We start from the raw sequence: 17,064 nt of genomic DNA, 5'->3' as shown, positions 1-17,064 counted from the left end.
TTGGATGGATCGATTTAAAAGCGCAATATTTTCAGAATAACAATTCATTTATTCGATTAATTTTCGCGGAGGCCCGGCGCTAGGCTTTCGTTGATCCTTTCAAGGAGGACTGCGATGCGCGAGCGCAAGGCCTGGCTGATCCTGCATGGCAAGCAGGCGTTGAACGAAGAGGTGAGGGCGGCGGTGCACGGCCTGCGCGAGCGCGGCTGGGATCTGGCCGTGCGCCTGACCTGGGAAGGCGGCGATGCCGAACGTCTGGTGCACGAGGGGCTGGCAGCCGGTTATCCGACGCTGATCGCGGGCGGCGGTGACGGCACCCTGCGTGATGTGGTCGAGGCGCTGGTCAGGGCACGCAGCGATGCCAGTCTGGCACTCTTGCCGCTGGGTACGGCCAACGATTTCGCCCACGCCGCTGGCGTGCCGCTGACGCCAGCAGCGGCGCTGGCGCTGCTCGAGGTAGAGCCGGTGGCGGTGGACGTGGGCATGGCCGGCGAGCGCGCCTTTCTCAACATGGCCACCGGAGGCTTTGGCTCCAACGTTACCGCCAACACGTCGGAAGACCTGAAGAAGGTCCTGGGTGGCGCCGCCTATCTGCTTACCGGGCTTAGCCGCTTTTCCGAAGTGCGTGCCGCTGCAGGCCGCTTTCATGGCCCGGATTTCGAATGGCAGGGCGAATTTCTCGCCCTGGGTATCGGCAATGGTCGTCAGGCTGGCGGCGGGCATCTGCTCTGCCCGGATGCGACCGTCGATGATGGCCTGCTGGATGTCAGCATCGTGCCGGCTGCACAGGATGTGGTGAGCACCCTCGGCACGCTGCTCACCGGCGGCATGCACGGCCTGCAGAGCGTGGCCGTCAGCGCGCGCTTGCCCTGGCTGGAGGTCGAAGCGCTGGAGGGCCTCGATCTGAATCTCGATGGCGAGCCGACGCAAAGCAGCCGATTGCGGTTCGAGACGCGCCCGGCGGCACTGCGTCTGCACCTGCCGCCGCGCTGCGCATTGCTGGGCCGCGCGGGGTAACGGCGTCCGTCAGTCGTCCGGGCTGATGATGCCCTCGCGCACGGCATAGAGCACCAGGCTCGGCACGTCGTGGATCTGCAGGCGTTTCATGATCTGCGCGCGGTGCGCCTCCACGGTCTTCACGCTCAGGCCCAGGCCGTTGGCGATGGAGCGGGTCGACTCGCCGCGGGTGATCAGGCGCAGTATCTCCAGCTGGCGCTCGGTCAGGCCGTGCTCGGCGTGGGCGTTGACCTTGCAAACCGCCTGCTCGATCACCGGTTGCACGATGGCCGAACTCAGATAGCGATCGCCGCGGCGTACTGCCTCCAGCGCCAGGCGCAGCTCGATGGCGGCGGCGTCCTTGAGCAGGTAACCGTGGGCGCCTTTCTGCAGGGCCTCGAGCACCACCTCCGGGCCGGTATGCATGGACAGGATCAGCACCTTGCAATCCGGTGAATGACGATTGAGCACCTGCAGGGCTTCCAGGCCGCTGACCCGCTTCATGGAGATGTCCAGCAGGATGATGTCCGGCTCCAGCTCGCGTGCCAGCTCCACGGTTTCCTTGCCGTCCTCGGCCTCGCCGACGATGGTGTAGTCGTCGATGTCCTGAATCATCGCGCGCACGCCGGCGCGAATCACCGCATGGTCGTCGGCCAGCAATACCCGGCAGGTCATGGCAGCACCGCCTTGGCTGGTCGAAGTGGGATATGAAGAGAGGAACTGTGCATGAGGGACGCTCCCTTTTTGTCCGGACAGAAGTCCGGAGATCCATGGCAAGCGGCCGGCCGGCAGATGACGCGGAGGGTGTTGCGGATCAGATGGATGAACTGCGGCGCCGCACCGGCAGAGCATAGTCGATGCTGCTGAGATGTCAGGTCGAGCCTGACGGATCGGTCAAGCCAGGCGGCTTCAGCCGCGCCCGTATTGTTCGATCAGCCGCGGTATGCCCTGCAGCGATTCGGTGCCCTGTGCCGCGCCCAGGCGCAGGGCCTCCTTGGGCATGCCGAAGACCACGCAGCTGGCCTCGTCCTGCGCCACGGTGCGCGCGCCGGCTTCGCGCATGCTGAGCAGGCCGCGGGCGCCGTCGTCACCCATGCCGGTCATGATCACCCCTAGCGCGTTGTGTCCGGCATGCCGGGCCACCGAGCGGAACAGCACGTCCACCGACGGACGATGGCGGTTGACCGGCGGGCCGTCGAGCACCTCGACGAAGTACTGCGCGCCGCTGCGCTTGAGCTGCATGTGCCGGCCGCCCGGCGCCACCAGTGCCAGGCCGGGGCGCACGCGGTCCATATGACGCGCCTCGCGCACCTCGATTTCGCAGACGCTGTCCAGGCGCTGGGCGAAGGCGGCGGTGAACTTCTCCGGCATGTGCTGGACGATGACGATACCGGGGCAGTCCACCGGTAGCTGGCGCAGCACCACCTCCAGAGCCTGGGTGCCGCCGGTGGACGTGCCCAGCGCCACCACGCGGTCGGTGGTGGTCAGGTGAGCGGCCGCTGCGCGTTCGCTCTTGACTGCCGTGGCGGGCGGCGCTTCGACCGTCTTGCGCGGCATCGCGCGCGGTTGGCTGCGGGCGGCGACCTCGATCTGCCGGATCAGGTCGCCGGACATCTGCTGCAGGCTTTCGCGCAGGCCCAGCCTGGCCTTGGTGAACACGCCCACGGCGCCGGCGGCCAGCGCATCCAGGGTCACTGCGGCGCCGGCCTCGGTGAGAGTGGAGCAGATGATCGCCGGCGTCGGCCGTTCGGCCATGATCTTGCGCAGGAAGGTGATGCCGTCCATGCGCGGCATTTCCACGTCCAGCACCAGCACGTCTGGCCATTGCTTGTGCATCTTTTCCAGGGCGAACAGCGGGTCGGCGGCCTGGCCGATCACCTGGATACCCGGATGGCTGTCCAGGCAGGTGGTCAGTACCTGGCGTACCAATGCCGAGTCGTCGACGATGAAGACCTTGATCTGTGCGGCGCTGGGCATGGTGGCACTCCAGGCAGTGACGTCATTGGCGCTCGAAGACCGACGGGCGCAGGGTACGCAGCGGCAGGCCGAAACCGTGCAGGCTTTCGGCATGGCCGATGAACAGCAGGCCGCCCGGGCGCAGGCGCTCGAGCAGGCGGTTGACGATCTCGCGCTTCTGCTCGGCAGCGAAGTAGATCAGCACGTTGCGCAGGAAGATCACGTCGAACGGGCCGATGCCCTGGGACAGCGGGCGCATCAGGTTGACCTCGGCGAAGGTCACCCGGTGACGCAGCGGCTGGCTGATGCGCAGCAACCCCTCGCTTTCCTCCACGCCGCGCAGGCAGTGACGCTTGAGCCAGCCGGCAGGGAACTGCCCGGCCTGGTCGATGGAATAGGTGGCGCTGCGCGCGCGCTCCAGCACGCGGCGGCTGATGTCGCTGGCGAATACCGACCAGTCCTGGGTGCGGGCGTGTTCGGCCACGGTCATCGCCATGCTGAAGGCCTCTTCTCCGGAGGAGCTGGCCGCGCTCCACAGGTGCAGAGGGCGGCGCTGACTGGCTACCCATTCGCCGAGTACGGTGAAGTGCTGCGGCTCGCGGAAGAAGTAGGTCTCGTTGGTGGTCAGCAGGTCGATCACCGTGCGCCGCTCGTCCACCGACTCCGGCCGGTTGAGCAGTTGCAGATACTGGCTGTAGTCCTGCAGCTGCAGTGAGCGCAGGCGCCCCATCAGACGTCCTGCGACCAGGGTGCGTTTCTGTTCGGCCATGCGGATGCCCGATTCCTCCAGCATCAGGCGCTGGAGGAAGCGGAAGTCTTGAACGTTGAGTCTGGGCAGGTGACCGCTGGGCATCAACTGGCCTGCTGCGCAAGGCTCAACTGGCGGATATCGTCGAGCGAGAGCACCCGGCGCACGTCGATGATGATGGTGAAGCCTCCATTGTCGCGAGCCATGCCGGCGATGAAATCGGTACGGATGCCGGCGCCGAACGGCGGCGCCTGCTCGACCTCGCCGGGTTCGATGTCGAGCACTGCGTCCACCGCATCGACCACCAGGCCGATGCGCTGCTGCTGCTCATCCAGGTTCAGCTCGATGATCACGATGCAGGTGCGTTTGCCGGCCTGGGTCAGCTCGAAGCCGAAGCGCGCCGCCAGATCCAGCACCGGTACCACGTTGCCGCGCAGGTTGATCACGCCGTGGATGAAGCCCGGCATCATCGGCACCGTAGTCACCTGGCCATACTCGATGATTTCCCGCACCAGCTCTATGGGCAGGGCATAGCGCGCGTCACGCACGCGAAACGACAGGTGCTGCACGCTGTCCGGTGGGGCCACCTGATGGCTGGCGGATAGACCATTCATGCCGGTGCCCTCAGTTGAAGTTGACGAACTGGCCTTCATCGGCCGGTGCCGCAGACACCTTGCGTTCGCTGTTGCGGCGCAGTTCACGCACGTTGCTCGGGCTGCGCTCCTCGCGCCGCGGTGCCGATGCCTTGGCGGGGCTGGCGGTGCCCAGACGGAAGTAGCTGATCAGCTCCTGCAGCTGGCTGGCCTGGGCGTTCATTTCCTCGGCGGTGGCGGCCAGCTCCTCGGAGGCCGAGGCGTTCTGCTGGGTGATCTGGTTCATCTGACCCATGGCGACGTTGATCTGCCCGGCGCCGCTGCTCTGTTCCTGCGAGGCGGCGGTGATCTCCTGCACCAGGTCGGAGGTTTTCTGGATGTTCGGCACGATCTGGTCGAGCAGGGCGCCGGCCTGTTCGGCCAGGTGCACGCTGTTGCTGGCCACGCCGCCGATTTCCTGAGCGGCCACCTGGCTGCGCTCGGCGAGCTTGCGCACCTCGGCCGCGACCACGGCGAAGCCCTTGCCGTGGTCGCCGGCACGCGCTGCTTCGATGGCCGCGTTGAGCGCCAGCAGGTTGGTCTGGTAGGCAATGTCGTCGATGATGCCGATCTTGTCGGCGATCTGCTTCATGGCCAATACCATGTCGCGTACCGCCTGGCCACCCTGCACGGCGTCGTTGGCGGCCTTGCCGGCGATGCCGTCGGTGATCTGCGCGCTCTCGGTGTTCTGCGCGATGGAGGCGGACATCTGTTCCACCGAGGCAGTGGTTTCCTCGACGCTGGCGGCCTGTTCGGTGGCGGCCTGGCTCAGCGACTGCGAGGTGGCGCTGACTTCCTCGGACGCCGAGGACAAGGAGTCGGCGGCGCTGCGCACGTCGGCCATTACGCTGCGCAGGCGCTCGGTCATGTGCTGCATGGACGCCAGCAGGCGGCCGGTCTCGTCGCGGCTGTCGGCGTCGACGCTGACCGTCAGGTCGCCTTCTGCCAGGCTGTTGGCCACGTCCACCGCGCGGTTCAGCGGCTTGGAGATGGAGCGGGTGATGAAGATGCCGATGGCGAAGCCAAGCGCGGCAGCGATGGCGATCAGCACGATCATCTGGGTGCGCGAGCTGAGGTAGATCTGGTTGATCTGCTTGTTGGCTTCGCTGGCCCGGTCGCGTTTGTGCAAGACCACTTCGCTGAGCAGGTTGTCGATGGTATCGCCACGGCGGGCCAATTCGGGCATCTGTGCGCTGACACTGGTTTCCGAGGCCAGCGAGCCGGAAGCCAGGTAGGACCTGAGCAGTTGCTCGAGCAGCACGGCGTAGTCGTTCAGCGGTTGATCCAGGCGGTCGGCGAAGGCCTTGCCTTCGGCGGTGAGGAAGGTGGCCTTGGATCGCTCCACCAGCGCCTTGGTGTCGCCCAGGGCCTTGAATGCCCGGTTCGCCGCGGCATCGCGGGCCGCCTCGTCGCTGGCCAGCAGCACGCTGCGGAATGAGCGACCGGCGACGATCAGCTGGGTGTTGGCTTCCTGCAGCGCGTTCAGGCCGAGCATGTCGTTCTCGTACATGCGATCGGACAGATGGCTGACTTCGCCCAGGTTGCGAATGCCCAGCACGCCGATGGCGACCGTGAGGATCACCACCAGGGTAAAGCCGGCGATCAGCCTGACGCCAATCTTGAGATTGCGGATGAATTGCATGGTGGAGTACTCCTCAGGAGCCGCTGATGTCGATACGGGATGGACGAAGGTTGCCAGCACTGCCTTCCACCTGGTTTTGCAGGTGACGGAACAGGCTGGGGATATCCAGGATCAGCGCGACCTGCCCGCTGCCCAGGATGGTCGAGCCGCCGATGCCCTGCAGATGTTGGAACAGCAGGCCAAGCGGCTTGATCACGGTTTGCAGCTCGCCGTGCAGATGGTCGACCACCAGCCCGGCCTGTTGCCGACCGAGGTTGACCACGACGATGTTGCGGCGCTTGCTGTGGCTGGTCGGCAGTTCGAAATGCGCCGCCAGGGAAATGCACGGCAGCGGTTTGCCGCGCAGGGTCAGGTAGCCGTAGGTGCTGTCGCCCAGTTGCTCGGCGTCCAGCTCCAGGCATTCGGTGACCATGTCCAGGGGGACCACGAAGTACTCCTCGCCGAGACTGATCAGGAAGCCGTCGATGATCGCCAGGGTCAGCGGCAGGCGAATGCGGAAGGTGCAGCCGGCGCCGAGTACCGAGTCGATCTCGATGCTGCCGCGCAGGCCGTCGATCACGCTGCGCACCACGTCCATGCCGACGCCGCGGCCGGACAGGTCGGAGACGCTGTCGGCGGTGGAGAAGCCGGCAGCGAACACCAGGGCGTGGATATCCTGCTCGCTGAGGTTGGCCTGGGGGTCGATCAGGCCGCGGTCGATCGCCTTCTGGCGGATGCGCTCGGTATTCAGGCCGCGGCCGTCATCGGCCACTTCGATGACGATCATTCCCGACTCGTGGTAGGCGTTGAGCTGCAGCTGGCCCTCGGCCGGCTTGCCGGCGGCCAGACGCTGCTCGGCCGGCTCGATGCCATGGTCGATGGCATTGCGCACCAGGTGGGTGAGCGGGTCGGCGAGCTTGTCGATCACCGACTTGTCCAACTCGGTGTCGGCGCCGCGGATCTGCAGGCGGATGTCCTTGCCCAGTTGCTGGCTGACGTCGCGCACCACGCGGTGGAAACGGTTGAAGGTGTCGCCGATTTCGATCATGCGCAGCTTCAGCGCCGCCTCGCGGATCTGCTCGACGTGCTGGTTGACGATCTGCGTGCTTTCCACGCAGCCGGCATCGCCATGGGACTGGGCGCGTAGCTGGGCGCCGGCGGCGCTGATCACCAGTTCGCCGACCAGGTTGATCAGCTCGTCGAGCTTGTGTGCGGCAACGCGGATCTGCGTGCTTTCCTGGCTGCGTTTCTCGCGCACCGACTGCTGCTTGGCCAGGGCGGCGTTGACCACCTGCGGCGCCACCATGCCTTCTTCCACCAGCACGCTGCCCAGTGGCGCCTTCTGCGGCTCCGCCTGTGCCTGCAGGGCAAGGCCCTGGTTGAGCTCGTGCTCGGTGAGCAGGCCGCTGGCGATCAGCATGCTGCCGATGCGCTGGTCGGTTTCCGGAAGCTCCCGGATCAGTTGCAGATAGTCCTCCTGCGCGCTGTGCGGCGGCAGGATGCGCAGGGTGCAGAAATCGTGGATGAAGGCGAAGACCTCCTCGATCTCGGCCTTGCTGGCTTCGCTGCACAGATCGATTTCCAGGCCGATGTAGCAGCTCTCCGGGTCCATCTCGGCCAAGGGTGGCAGGGCTTCGTCGATCACTTCGAGACGAAGGATGTCGCCCAGACGCGTCAGGTAGCGGACGAAGGATGCCGGATCGAAGCCATTACGCAGCAGATCGGCGTCGAATCGCAGGGAGATGTGCCAGGCGCCCTCGGCGTCGCAGCCTGCGCAGCGAGGCAGGCTGCCACGTTGCGCGCAGGCCCCTGAAGAGGCCTCGGGAGCCATTACGGCAACGGTCTCGATCCTCGTCGGCGCACCAAAGGCGGCGAGGGCGGCGAGCAGTTCGTTCTGGTGCGTTTCGTCCACCGGCAGTTCGCCGGTGTCGGCATCGATCAGTCCGACCATGCTGGCGATCTCATCCAGGCAGCGCAGCATCAGCGAAACCAGTGCGGGCTCCAGCGTGCGCTGGCTGTCACGCACCGACATCAGCAGGCTTTCCAGGTGATGGGTGAAGCTGACCAGCGGCGTCAGCGAGAACAGCCCCGCCGAGCCCTTGAGGGTGTGCATGGCACGAAACAGGCCGTTGACCGCATCCTCGTCGTCGGGTGTCTGGTCCAGTTGCAGCAGGTATTCTTCGGCCTGTTTGATCAGGTCGCCTGCTTCGTCGATGAAACCGCGGAGCAACTGGCTCCATTGATCTCCATTGAGCATCTGGGTCTCCGGCTCAGGCCTGCGCCGTCGGGTGGGCGGGAAGCAGCGAATGCAGGTGCAGCACATCGAGCAGCTCGCGCGGGCCGTCGGCGGCGCTGATCACTTCCAGTCGCGTCTGGCGCTGCGTCAACTGGCGCTGCAGGGCCAGCAATAGCTGGGCGCCGGCGCTGTCCAGCTCTTCCAGCTGATCCAGGGCGAGCTGCCAGTGGCTACCTTCGCCGCTGCCGCTCAGCGCCGCCAGCAGGGCCTCGTGAGCCTGGCGCACCTCGTAGATGGTCAGGCTGCCGACCAGGGTCAGGCGCTCGGGCTGCTGCTGCGGCTCATGAATGAGTTCGAACATTTCAGCTGGCCAGCTTGTCGACGGCCGCCAGCAGCTGCTGCGGCTGGAATGGCTTGACGATCCAGGCCTTGGCCCCGGCGGCCTGGCCCTCGGCTTTCTTGCCCTGTTCGCTCTCGGTGGTGAGCATGACGATAGGGGTGAAGCGGTATTCGTTGCGCGCCTTCACCTCCTTGACCAGGCCGATGCCATCGAGGTTGGGCATGTTCACGTCGCTGATGATCAGGTTGATCTTCTGCCCGTTGAGCTTGCTCAGGGCATCGCGTCCGTCCACGGCTTCGATCACCGTGTGGCCGGCGCCGGAAAGGGTCATCTTCACCAGCTGGCGCATGGAAAGGGAGTCGTCGACGATCAGAATGGTCTTGGCCATGCCGGGTTGCTCCTTGGCGGATCAGAAAAAGGTCACGTCATCGTGTTGCTTGGTGCTGCGCCGGCCACCGTGGCGTTCTTCCTCGGTGGTGAAACGGTCGCGCAGCTCCTTCAGCCAGCGACTCGGGTTGGCGAGGATGCTGTCCTGTTCGCGCACGGCGTGCTGCAGGCGATCGAGGTCGATCTGCAGGTGGTCGAGCATCTGGTCGGTACGGTCCTGGAACTGCAGGCTGACGATGATTTCCTGGATGTCCGCCTGGGTGGTGCGGGCATCCTGCTGCAGCTGCAGGGAGCTGCTGGACAGTTCGTCGAGGTTGGCGCTGAGGCGCTGCATCACTTCGCCGGCGACCTGGTCCAGGTAGTCGAGGTTGCTTTTCTCGCTGCCGGACAGTTCTTCGGCAGCGATCACCGTGGCACGGATCGCCTGGTTGATTTCGCCAACCTTCTCGCTCATGCGCTGACCGGTCTCGGCCGACAGGCTGGAGAGCTTGCGCACCTCGTCGGCGACCACCGAGAAGCCGCGACCATGCTCGCCGGCGCGGGCCGCCTCGATGGCGGCATTGAGTGCGAGCAGGTTGGTCTGGCTGGCGATGTCCTGCACCAGTTTCGACATCTTCTGCAGCTCGCTGGCATAGCTGTCGAGGTGGGCGATGGTGGCAAGCAGCTCGGTCTTGCGGGCACTGGCGCCGTGAAAGGAGGCGATGACTTCGTCCAGACGCTGATGCGCCTCGCGCAGGTTGGCGCTGACGCCGCCACCGCCGATGGCCTGCTCCGAGCTACTCAGGGTCTGCTCCAGCCGGCCGCTGAGCCCGGCGAAGCGCTCGAACAGGCGCTGGATGTTGTCCTGCACCAGCTGGCGAACCTGGCCGAGGTTCTGGCTCCAGGCCGGCAGCACCTCGAGCAGCAGCGGCTCGACGCTGGGCTGCGGCGTCGCATCGGCAGCGGCTTCATCTATGCTTGCAGCAAGGGGCGTGGGCGCTCGTACCGGGCGCTGGAAAACCGCGGCCAGGGCGCTGAGGGCACAGCCTGCGCCGATCAGCCAGGGCATGCCGGCGGCCAGCCCGGCGAGACTGATGGCGATACCTGTCCAGAGAGCGGAGTAGACGAGCACGGCAGCGGATCTCTATCGCAAGGGGAATGTGGCAACGATAGAGAGCGGTACGCCGCTGCGATATCGGGGACTCCCCTAGGGGCCCCCCGGGGGCGCCCCGATGTCCGTTGCCCGGGGCTGGACGGGCTGGTATCTGTAGATGGCAGCGAGTATGGTGGCAGAAAGCCAAACTGCGGCTTTTTCCGGGCCTGCCGATAACCTTTTGCCAGGACCTCGCGCCTGGTAGGCATCCGTTCATATTTCAGCAGGAGCAGTCGATGGCCGGCATTCTCGATTCAGTGGATCAACGCACGCAACTGGTCGGCGAGAACCGTCTGGAAATTCTCATGTTCCGCCTGGCTGGCCGACAGCTCTTCGCGATCAACGTGTTCAAGGTCCAGGAAGTGCTGCAGATGCCCAAGCTGACGCTGATGCCGCAGCGTCATCGCTTCGTCTGCGGCGTGGTCAACCTGCGCGGCCAGACCCTGCCGGTCATCGACCTGTCGCAGGCCATCGGCATGCGTCCGCTGGTGCCGGATGAGCGCAGCACCATCATCGTCACCGAATACAACCGCTCCGTGCAGGCCTTCCTGGTCGGTAGCGTCGACCGTATCCTCAATCTCAACTGGGAGTCGATCCTGCCCCCGCCCGGTGGCGCCGGGCGTCAGCATTACCTGACCGCGATCACCAAGGTCGAGGATCAGATCGTCGAGATCATCGACGTGGAGAAAGTGCTGGCCGAGATCGTACCGATGAGCACCAAGGTTTCCGCGGAAAAGCTCGCCGATCCGCTGCTGGAGAAGGCCCGCGGTCGTGAAGTGCTGCTGGTGGACGACTCCAGCGTGGCGCTCAGCCAGTTGCGCGATACCCTGACGCAACTGGGCATTCGCCTGCACATGGCCAGCGACGGCCTCAAGGCGCTCAACCTGTTGAAGAAGTGGGCCGACAGCGGCGAGGTGATGACCGACAAGCTGCTGATGATCTTCACCGATGCCGAGATGCCGGAAATGGACGGCTATCGCCTGACCAGCGAGATCCGCAACGACCCCCGGCTGAAGGACCTTTACGTGGTGCTGCACACCTCGCTGTCCGGCAGCTTCAACGAGGCGATGGTGAAGAAGGTCGGTTGCGACAATTTCCTCTCCAAGTTTCAGCCGGACAAGCTGGTGGACGTGATTCGCCAGCGTCTGGAGCTGGACGAAGCGCGCTGATACCTGGCTTCCCGCCTGCCGCCGGTGTACGGCGGGTGCAACCCGCCTGATCGCAAGGCGCCCCGCGCCGGCCGCAGCGCTTGCCGAATCCCGGTCTTGTGAGCGAGGCCGCGAGCTCGTATAACGGCGTTTTGCCAACAGGAAACCGACCCATGCCGAGTCTTTCGGGGCTTTATCGTTATCCGCTCAAGTCCGGCCGTGGCGAGGCGCTGCAGCGCAGTGCGGTCGATGGCCTGGGCCTGCATGGCGACCGACGCTGGATGCTGGTCGACGCCGACAACGGGCGTTTCATCACCCAGCGTCTGCTGCCGCAGATGAGCCAGCTCAGCGCCCGCTACGATGCACGCGGCGGCTTGACCCTGAGCGCGCCGGGCCGCGCCGATCTGGCCGTTGCCTTGCCCGATCCCGAACAGGACCTGCGCGGGGTGATCGTCTGGCGTGACAGCCTGCGCGTGCCGGATGCCGGCGAAGAGGCGGCGCAGTGGCTCAGCGATCTGCTGGGCAAGGCCTGCCGTCTGGTTCAGGTACCCGAGGAACGTGCCCGCCAGGTCGACACCGCCTATGCCCAGCCGGGTGACCGCGTGGCCTTCGCCGATGGATTCCCGCTGCTGCTGATCGGCCAGGCATCGCTGGACGATCTCTCGCAACGTGTCGGGCAGCCCCTGTCCATGCTGCGTTTCCGTCCCAATCTGGTGGTCACCGGCAGCGAGCCTTATGCTGAGGATGGCTGGAAGCGCATCCGTATCGGCGAGGTCGAGTTCGAGGTGGCCAAGGGCTGTTCACGCTGCATTCTCACCACCATCGACCCGCAGACCGGCGAGCGTGACGCCCAGCGTGAACCCCTGGCCACGCTCAAGACCTATCGCGAACGCGAGGGTGACGTGTTCTTCGGGCAGAACCTGCTGCCGCGCGGCGTTGGCGAGCTGCAGCTGGGTATGACGGTGGAAGTGCTGGAATAGAGCGGCTCGAGGCTACAGGCCGCAGGCTTCAGGAAAAAACGGCATCCTGATCGCCTGCAGCCTGCAGCCTGCAGCCTGCAGCCTGCAGCCTGCAGCCGCTTTATTGATCGTCGAAGAATCGTTCGTTCCAGGCCACCAGCGGGTGCGGTGCGCCGAGCTTCTGGCCGTAGATCACCGAGTAGGACAGCACGTTCTGTACGTACTGGCGGGTTTCGTCGAACGGAATGTTCTCCACCCAGACGTCGTAGCTCAGGTGATTGGCGCCGCGCAGCCACTGGCGTACACGGCCCGGACCGGCGTTGTAGGCGGCCGAGGCGAGCACGCGATTGCCGTTGAACTGGCCGTATACCTGGCTGAGGTAGGCGGCGCCCAGCTGGATGTTGGTGTCCGGGTTGAGCGCGTGCTGAGGCGATGCCAGGGGGATGCCGAACTTGCGCGCGGTTTCCTTGGCGGTTGCCGGCATCAGCTGCATCAGGCCCATGGCGCCGGCATGCGAGCGGGCGTCGGCCATGAAGGCGCTTTCCTGGCGGGTGATGGCGAATACCCAGCTCGAGTGCAGGTCGCGACGCTTGGCCTCGCGCACCAGCTGGTCGCGGTGAGCCATGGGGAAGCGCACTTCCAGATCGTCCCAATACTGGGCCTGGCTGATGGTGCGGATGGCCGGGAAATACCATTCCATCTCGTAGGCCAGGCGCGCCTGGGCCACCAGCTCGTCACGGCTGAACAGACGGCTGACGTGATACCACTCGCGGCGACCGTCGACGATCTGGCCGCGGGCATGGAATTCCAGGGCGCGCTTGATGCCTGCGGTATTGCGCACCTTCTGCACCACCTTGGGGTCCAGGGCCAGCGGCTGGTTGTTCAACTGGTAGGGTGCCTTGACCTGATCGGCGGCCATGAAACCGTAGAAATCACGCTCCTTGGCCAGGGCCTGGAACAGCACTGCCGGCTGCTGGCTGTTGGGTTGTGCCAGCTGCAGGCTGCGCGCGTTCCAGTAGCGCCAGCGGTTGCTGCTGGCCAGGTCGGACGGCATGCGCTGGGTCAGCTGGTAAGCCTCTTCCCAGCGGCCGTGGCGCAGCAGCAGGCGTGCACGCCACTCGCTGACGGTGTTGTCGCGCAGCTGCGGATCGTACTTGTCCATGACCTGCAGGCCGCGCAAGTCGAAGCGTTGTGCCAGGCGCAGGCCGATCTGGCGGGCGATGGCGACCTGTTCGTCGGCAGAGAACTTCATGCGCTGGGCATAGCCCTCGAGCAGGGCCAGGGCATCTTCGGGGTTCTGCCGGGCCAGGCGGCGCAGGCCGAAGCCGACTACATCGCTCATGGCGTCGTCGGCGGGAGTGAAGCGTGCGGTGTTCTTCAACAGTTGCGGTTTCTGCGCGACCTCGACCATCAGCCTGCCGCGTTCGCCGAGCGTCGGCATGCTTTTGATCAGGAAGTTGGCCAGGCCGTAATTGCCGGCCTCCACGGCCAGCTTGGTGCGCTGCCAGCGGCGCTGCTCGGTGAGCTGACCATTGGCGGCCCAGCGCTCGAACAGCGGGTCGCAGGCATTGGGCTGGGATTTGCCCACCAGCCAGAGCTTCTCGGCGGTGGCATTGCCTTCGGCGGTCAGGCCGTGGCTCAGCTGGTACTGGCCGTACAGGCAGTCCAGTTCGGTGAAGTTGAGCGCCGGGTCGTAGTGATCGAGGAACGGCTTCCAGTCGCCGCGCTCGGCCAGCCAGCGCAGCCAGCGCAGTTTCATCCAGCTGGCCTGGGGCAGGTCGCCATGTTCGGCGAGGAACTTCTCGATCTCGGCATTGCTCGCCGACTTGAGTCGATTGGTCAGTTCGTCATAGGCCAGATAGGGCGTCAGCGGGTAATCGCGCAGCGCGCTGGCGTACTGGCGGTAAGGGCCGCTATCGCCCTTGGCCAGGGCGCGCTTGGCCTCATCGTAGTACTGGCGCTGCTGGGTGAGGCTGGCGGCTTCGACGCTGGCGATGCCGGTGGCGGTGAGAATCAGACAGGAAACTACAGAGAGAAAGCGACTGCGCATGGCATTTCCAGGGGCAAGCAGGGGTAAGGGGCAACACGATCCGTGTCGTTGCATACCTCTAGCTTAGCGTTTCATCGGGGCGCGGTGAATGCCGCCCGGGCAGTTGGACACATGCCGCAAAAATGCACGTGCAGGCCTTGGCAGAGCACCTTCACCACGCCTGCCACCCCCGGCGCGCAACTCGGGTAGAATGCGCGGCCTGTTTCTGGAGATGCCCATGACCCTGCTCAAGTTCGCCGACGTATCCCTCGCCTATGGCGCCATGCCCCTGCTCGACGGGGTGTCCTGGCAGATCGCCCGGGGCGAGCGGGTGTGCATCATCGGCCGCAACGGCACCGGCAAGTCGAGCATGCTGCGCCTGGTCAAGGGCGATCAGATGCCCGACGACGGCGAGATCTGGCGCGCCCCGGGGCTGAAGATCGGCGAATTGCCGCAGGAGTTGCCGCGCGCCGACGAGCGCACGGTGTTCGACGTGGTCGCCGAGGGGCTGGCCGGCGTCGGTGAGCTGCTGGCGCGCTATCACCACCTGGCGCAGAACATCCACGGCGACGACGATCTCGAGCAACTGATGCACGTGCAGCAGGAGCTGGAAGCCAAGGATGGCTGGCGCCTGCAGCAACTGGTCGACAGCACCCTGAGTCGCCTGCAGCTGCCTGCCGACAAGACCCTGGCCGAGCTCTCCGGTGGCTGGCGCCGCCGCGTGCTGCTGGCCCAGGCGCTGGTGTCCGAGCCGGATCTGCTGCTGCTCGACGAGCCCACCAACCACCTGGACATCGGCGCCATCGCCTGGCTGGAAGAGGCGCTGAAGGAGTTCGGCGGCGCCGTGCTGTTCATCACCCACGACCGTTCCTTCCTGCAGAACCTGGCCACGCGCATCCTTGAACTGGACCGCGGCGGCCTGATCGACTGGAACGGTGACTACGCCAGCTTTCTGGTGCACAAGGAGCAGCAACTGGCGGCCGAGGAAACCGCCAATGCGCTGTTCGACAAGCGCCTGGCCCAGGAGGAGGTGTGGATTCGCCAGGGCATCAAGGCCCGTCGCACCCGTAACGAAGGCCGCGTGCGGGCGCTCAAGGCGATGCGTGCCGAGCGTGCCGAGCGTCGCGAGCGCCAGGGCAAGGCGAATATCCAGCTGGAGACCGCGGACAAGTCCGGCAAGCAGGTGATGGTGGCGGAGAACGTCAGCTTTGCCCATGCCGGCGGACCGTTCCTGGTCAAGGACTTCTCCATGGTCCTGCAACGCGGCGACCGCATCGGTCTGCTGGGCGCCAACGGTACCGGCAAGACCACGCTGCTCAAGTTGTTGCTCGGCGATCTGCAGCCCACCAGCGGCAGCATCGAGGTCGGCACCAAGCTGGAAGTGGCGTATTTCGACCAATTGCGTCACCAGCTCGAGCCGGAGAAGACGGTGATCGACAACGTCGCCGAAGGCCGCGACTTCATCACCATCGATGGCCAGAACCGTCATGTGCTGAGCTATCTCGGGGACTTCCTGTTCAGTCCGCAACGGGCTCGTACGCCGGTCAAGGCGCTGTCAGGTGGCGAACGGGCACGGCTGTTGCTCGCCAAGCTGTTCAGCAAGCCGGCCAACCTGCTGGTGCTGGACGAACCGACCAACGACCTGGACGTGGAAACCCTGGAACTGCTCGAAGAAGTGCTGCTTGGCTTCCCCGGCACCGTGCTGATGGTCAGCCACGACCGTGCCTTCCTCGATAACGTGGTGACCAGCACCCTGGTGTTCGAGGGTGAGGGCAGGGTGCGTGAATACGTCGGCGGTTATCAGGACTGGCTGCGTCAGGGCGGCTCGCCACGCCTGCTGGGTGTGGGTGAAAGCAAGTCCGGCAAGGCCGAACTGGCCACTGCCATCGTCGAAGCGCCAGCTCCGGTCGCCGCAGCGCCGGTGCAGGAGGGCGTCGAACCGGCGAAGAAGAAACTAAGCTACAAGCTGCAGCGTGAGCTGGAAGCCATTCCCGGGCGTATCGACGCCCTGGAACAGGAAATGGCAGCGGTACAGGAGCAGGTATCCGACCCTGCCTTCTATCAGCAGCCGGTGCAGGTCACCACGCAGGTATTGGCGCGTCTCGAGAGCTTGCAAAAGGAAATGGACGAGTTGCTCGAGCGCTGGGCAGAGCTGGAAGGCTGACGAAGGAACGAACGAGCTATGGCCATCGAGTACCGCATCACTCTCGACGACAATCATCAGTTCAGCTACCGGATCGAGCTGAACCGGGAATACGACGTGGCCGTAGCGCAACAGGCGCCGGCCTGGACCCGTCTCGGGCATCAGCAATGCAGCAATTGCCCACTGAGCCGTGATCAGTTCAGCCACTGCCCGGCTGCAGTCGATCTGCATCGGGTGATCGAGGATTTCCGCGGCCTGCCCGCGTTCAAGAAGGTCAGCGTCTGGGTACGTACGCCGGAGCGCGAGTACACCAAGCAGGTCGGGCTGGAGGAGGGCTTGCGCGCGCTGCTGGGCGTGATCATGGCCACCAGCGCCTGCCCGGTGCTGGCGCGTCTGAAGCCCATGGCGCAGCATCACCTGCCCTTTGCCAACAATCAGGAGTTCATTCTGCGTGCGGTGTCGCTGTACCTGACGCGGCAGTATTTCAACATGCGCGAGGGGCGCCTGGCCGACTGGGAGCTCAAGGGCCTGGTGCGTCTGTTCCAGCAGCTCAAGCTGGTCAACCAGGCGTTCTGGCAGCGCATTCACGACACCTGTGAGGGCGACTCCAATCTCAAGGCGTTTCTCACCTTCTTCTCGATGTCGTCGAGCATGACGGTGTCACTGGAAACCCAGTTGCAGAAGATTCGCCCGCTGGTGATGAGCGCGGGCGAGTCGTTCGAGTAAGGCCGAAGCCA

General features: G+C 65.3%; 15 protein-coding genes. 5 read left to right on the top strand and 10 right to left on the bottom strand.

From position 1 onward, the window contains the following. The first annotated feature begins 114 nt into the window (after positions 1 to 114). Complete coding sequence (yegS, locus tag BLS61_RS01335) at positions 115 to 1,017, top strand: lipid kinase YegS (protein ID WP_090426293.1); 903 nt, start codon at positions 115 to 117, stop codon at positions 1,015 to 1,017. 9 nt (positions 1,018 to 1,026) lie between these two features. Here yegS and BLS61_RS01330 read toward each other — a convergent pair whose 3' ends face one another. The 9 genes from BLS61_RS01330 to BLS61_RS01290 form a co-directional block, all read right to left on the bottom strand. Next, entirely contained in the window at positions 1,027 to 1,671 is a 645-nt protein-coding gene (locus BLS61_RS01330) for a response regulator (protein WP_090426289.1), read from the bottom strand. 234 nt (positions 1,672 to 1,905) lie between these two features. Then, positions 1,906 to 2,973, bottom strand: a complete 1,068-nt coding sequence (locus tag BLS61_RS01325) for a protein-glutamate methylesterase/protein-glutamine glutaminase (RefSeq protein ID WP_090426285.1) — start codon at positions 2,971 to 2,973, stop codon at positions 1,906 to 1,908. A 22-nt stretch (positions 2,974 to 2,995) separates the two neighbouring features. Further along, a complete protein-coding gene (locus BLS61_RS01320) occupies positions 2,996 to 3,805 on the bottom strand; it encodes a CheR family methyltransferase (protein WP_090426281.1) in 810 nt (269 codons plus the stop codon). Next, positions 3,805 to 4,314 carry a chemotaxis protein CheW gene (locus BLS61_RS01315; protein WP_090426276.1) on the bottom strand — a complete coding sequence of 170 codons (510 nt, stop codon included), beginning with the start codon at positions 4,312 to 4,314 and terminating at the stop codon, positions 3,805 to 3,807. Before BLS61_RS01315 ends, BLS61_RS01320 begins: the two co-directional genes overlap by 1 nt. A gap of 10 nt (positions 4,315 to 4,324) precedes the next feature. Beyond that, positions 4,325 to 5,974 carry a methyl-accepting chemotaxis protein gene (locus BLS61_RS01310; RefSeq protein WP_090426274.1) on the bottom strand — a complete coding sequence of 550 codons (1,650 nt, stop codon included), beginning with the start codon at positions 5,972 to 5,974 and terminating at the stop codon, positions 4,325 to 4,327. A gap of 13 nt (positions 5,975 to 5,987) precedes the next feature. Then, complete coding sequence (locus BLS61_RS01305) at positions 5,988 to 8,210, bottom strand: chemotaxis protein CheA (RefSeq protein ID WP_090426272.1); 2,223 nt, start codon at positions 8,208 to 8,210, stop codon at positions 5,988 to 5,990. A 13-nt stretch (positions 8,211 to 8,223) separates the two neighbouring features. Beyond that, positions 8,224 to 8,550 (bottom strand): STAS domain-containing protein, encoded by a 327-nt coding sequence (locus tag BLS61_RS01300; RefSeq protein WP_090426269.1) that lies wholly within the window; start codon positions 8,548 to 8,550, stop codon positions 8,224 to 8,226. A 1-nt stretch (position 8,551) separates the two neighbouring features. Beyond that, entirely contained in the window at positions 8,552 to 8,917 is a 366-nt protein-coding gene (locus BLS61_RS01295) for a response regulator (protein ID WP_003245288.1), read from the bottom strand. Between the two features lie 21 nt (positions 8,918 to 8,938). Further along, positions 8,939 to 9,964, bottom strand: coding sequence for a methyl-accepting chemotaxis protein (locus tag BLS61_RS01290; RefSeq protein WP_390891671.1), 1,026 nt, complete (start codon positions 9,962 to 9,964; stop codon positions 8,939 to 8,941). Between the two features lie 320 nt (positions 9,965 to 10,284). On the opposite strand from BLS61_RS01290, the gene BLS61_RS01285 reads away from it, so the two are divergent. Together BLS61_RS01285 and BLS61_RS01280 are read left to right on the top strand one after the other, a co-directional pair. After that, positions 10,285 to 11,217: a chemotaxis protein CheV gene (locus BLS61_RS01285; protein ID WP_090426263.1), complete on the top strand. Its 933-nt coding sequence runs from the start codon at positions 10,285 to 10,287 to the stop codon at positions 11,215 to 11,217. A gap of 152 nt (positions 11,218 to 11,369) precedes the next feature. Beyond that, on the top strand, positions 11,370 to 12,176 hold the full coding sequence (locus BLS61_RS01280) for an MOSC domain-containing protein (protein ID WP_090426260.1): 807 nt from the start codon (positions 11,370 to 11,372) through the stop codon (positions 12,174 to 12,176). 100 nt (positions 12,177 to 12,276) lie between these two features. Here BLS61_RS01280 and BLS61_RS01275 read toward each other — a convergent pair whose 3' ends face one another. Continuing rightward, on the bottom strand, positions 12,277 to 14,205 hold the full coding sequence (locus BLS61_RS01275) for a transglycosylase SLT domain-containing protein (RefSeq protein ID WP_090426257.1): 1,929 nt from the start codon (positions 14,203 to 14,205) through the stop codon (positions 12,277 to 12,279). Positions 14,206 to 14,422: 217 nt separating this feature from the next. Here BLS61_RS01275 and BLS61_RS01270 point away from each other — a divergent pair, with 217 nt between their 5' ends. Next, the gene (locus BLS61_RS01270) at positions 14,423 to 16,348 is read left to right on the top strand and encodes an ATP-binding cassette domain-containing protein (protein WP_090426254.1); all 1,926 of its coding nucleotides are present in this window, start codon (positions 14,423 to 14,425) and stop codon (positions 16,346 to 16,348) included. Between the two features lie 18 nt (positions 16,349 to 16,366). After that, entirely contained in the window at positions 16,367 to 17,053 is a 687-nt protein-coding gene (locus BLS61_RS01265) for a DUF6901 family protein (RefSeq protein ID WP_090426251.1), read from the top strand. Positions 17,054 to 17,064: the final 11 nt, after the last annotated feature.

The organism is Ectopseudomonas guguanensis, from assembly GCF_900104265.1.
Lineage (GTDB): Bacteria > Pseudomonadota > Gammaproteobacteria > Pseudomonadales > Pseudomonadaceae > Aquipseudomonas > Aquipseudomonas guguanensis.
This window is presented reverse-complemented; position numbering and strand designations above follow the sequence as displayed.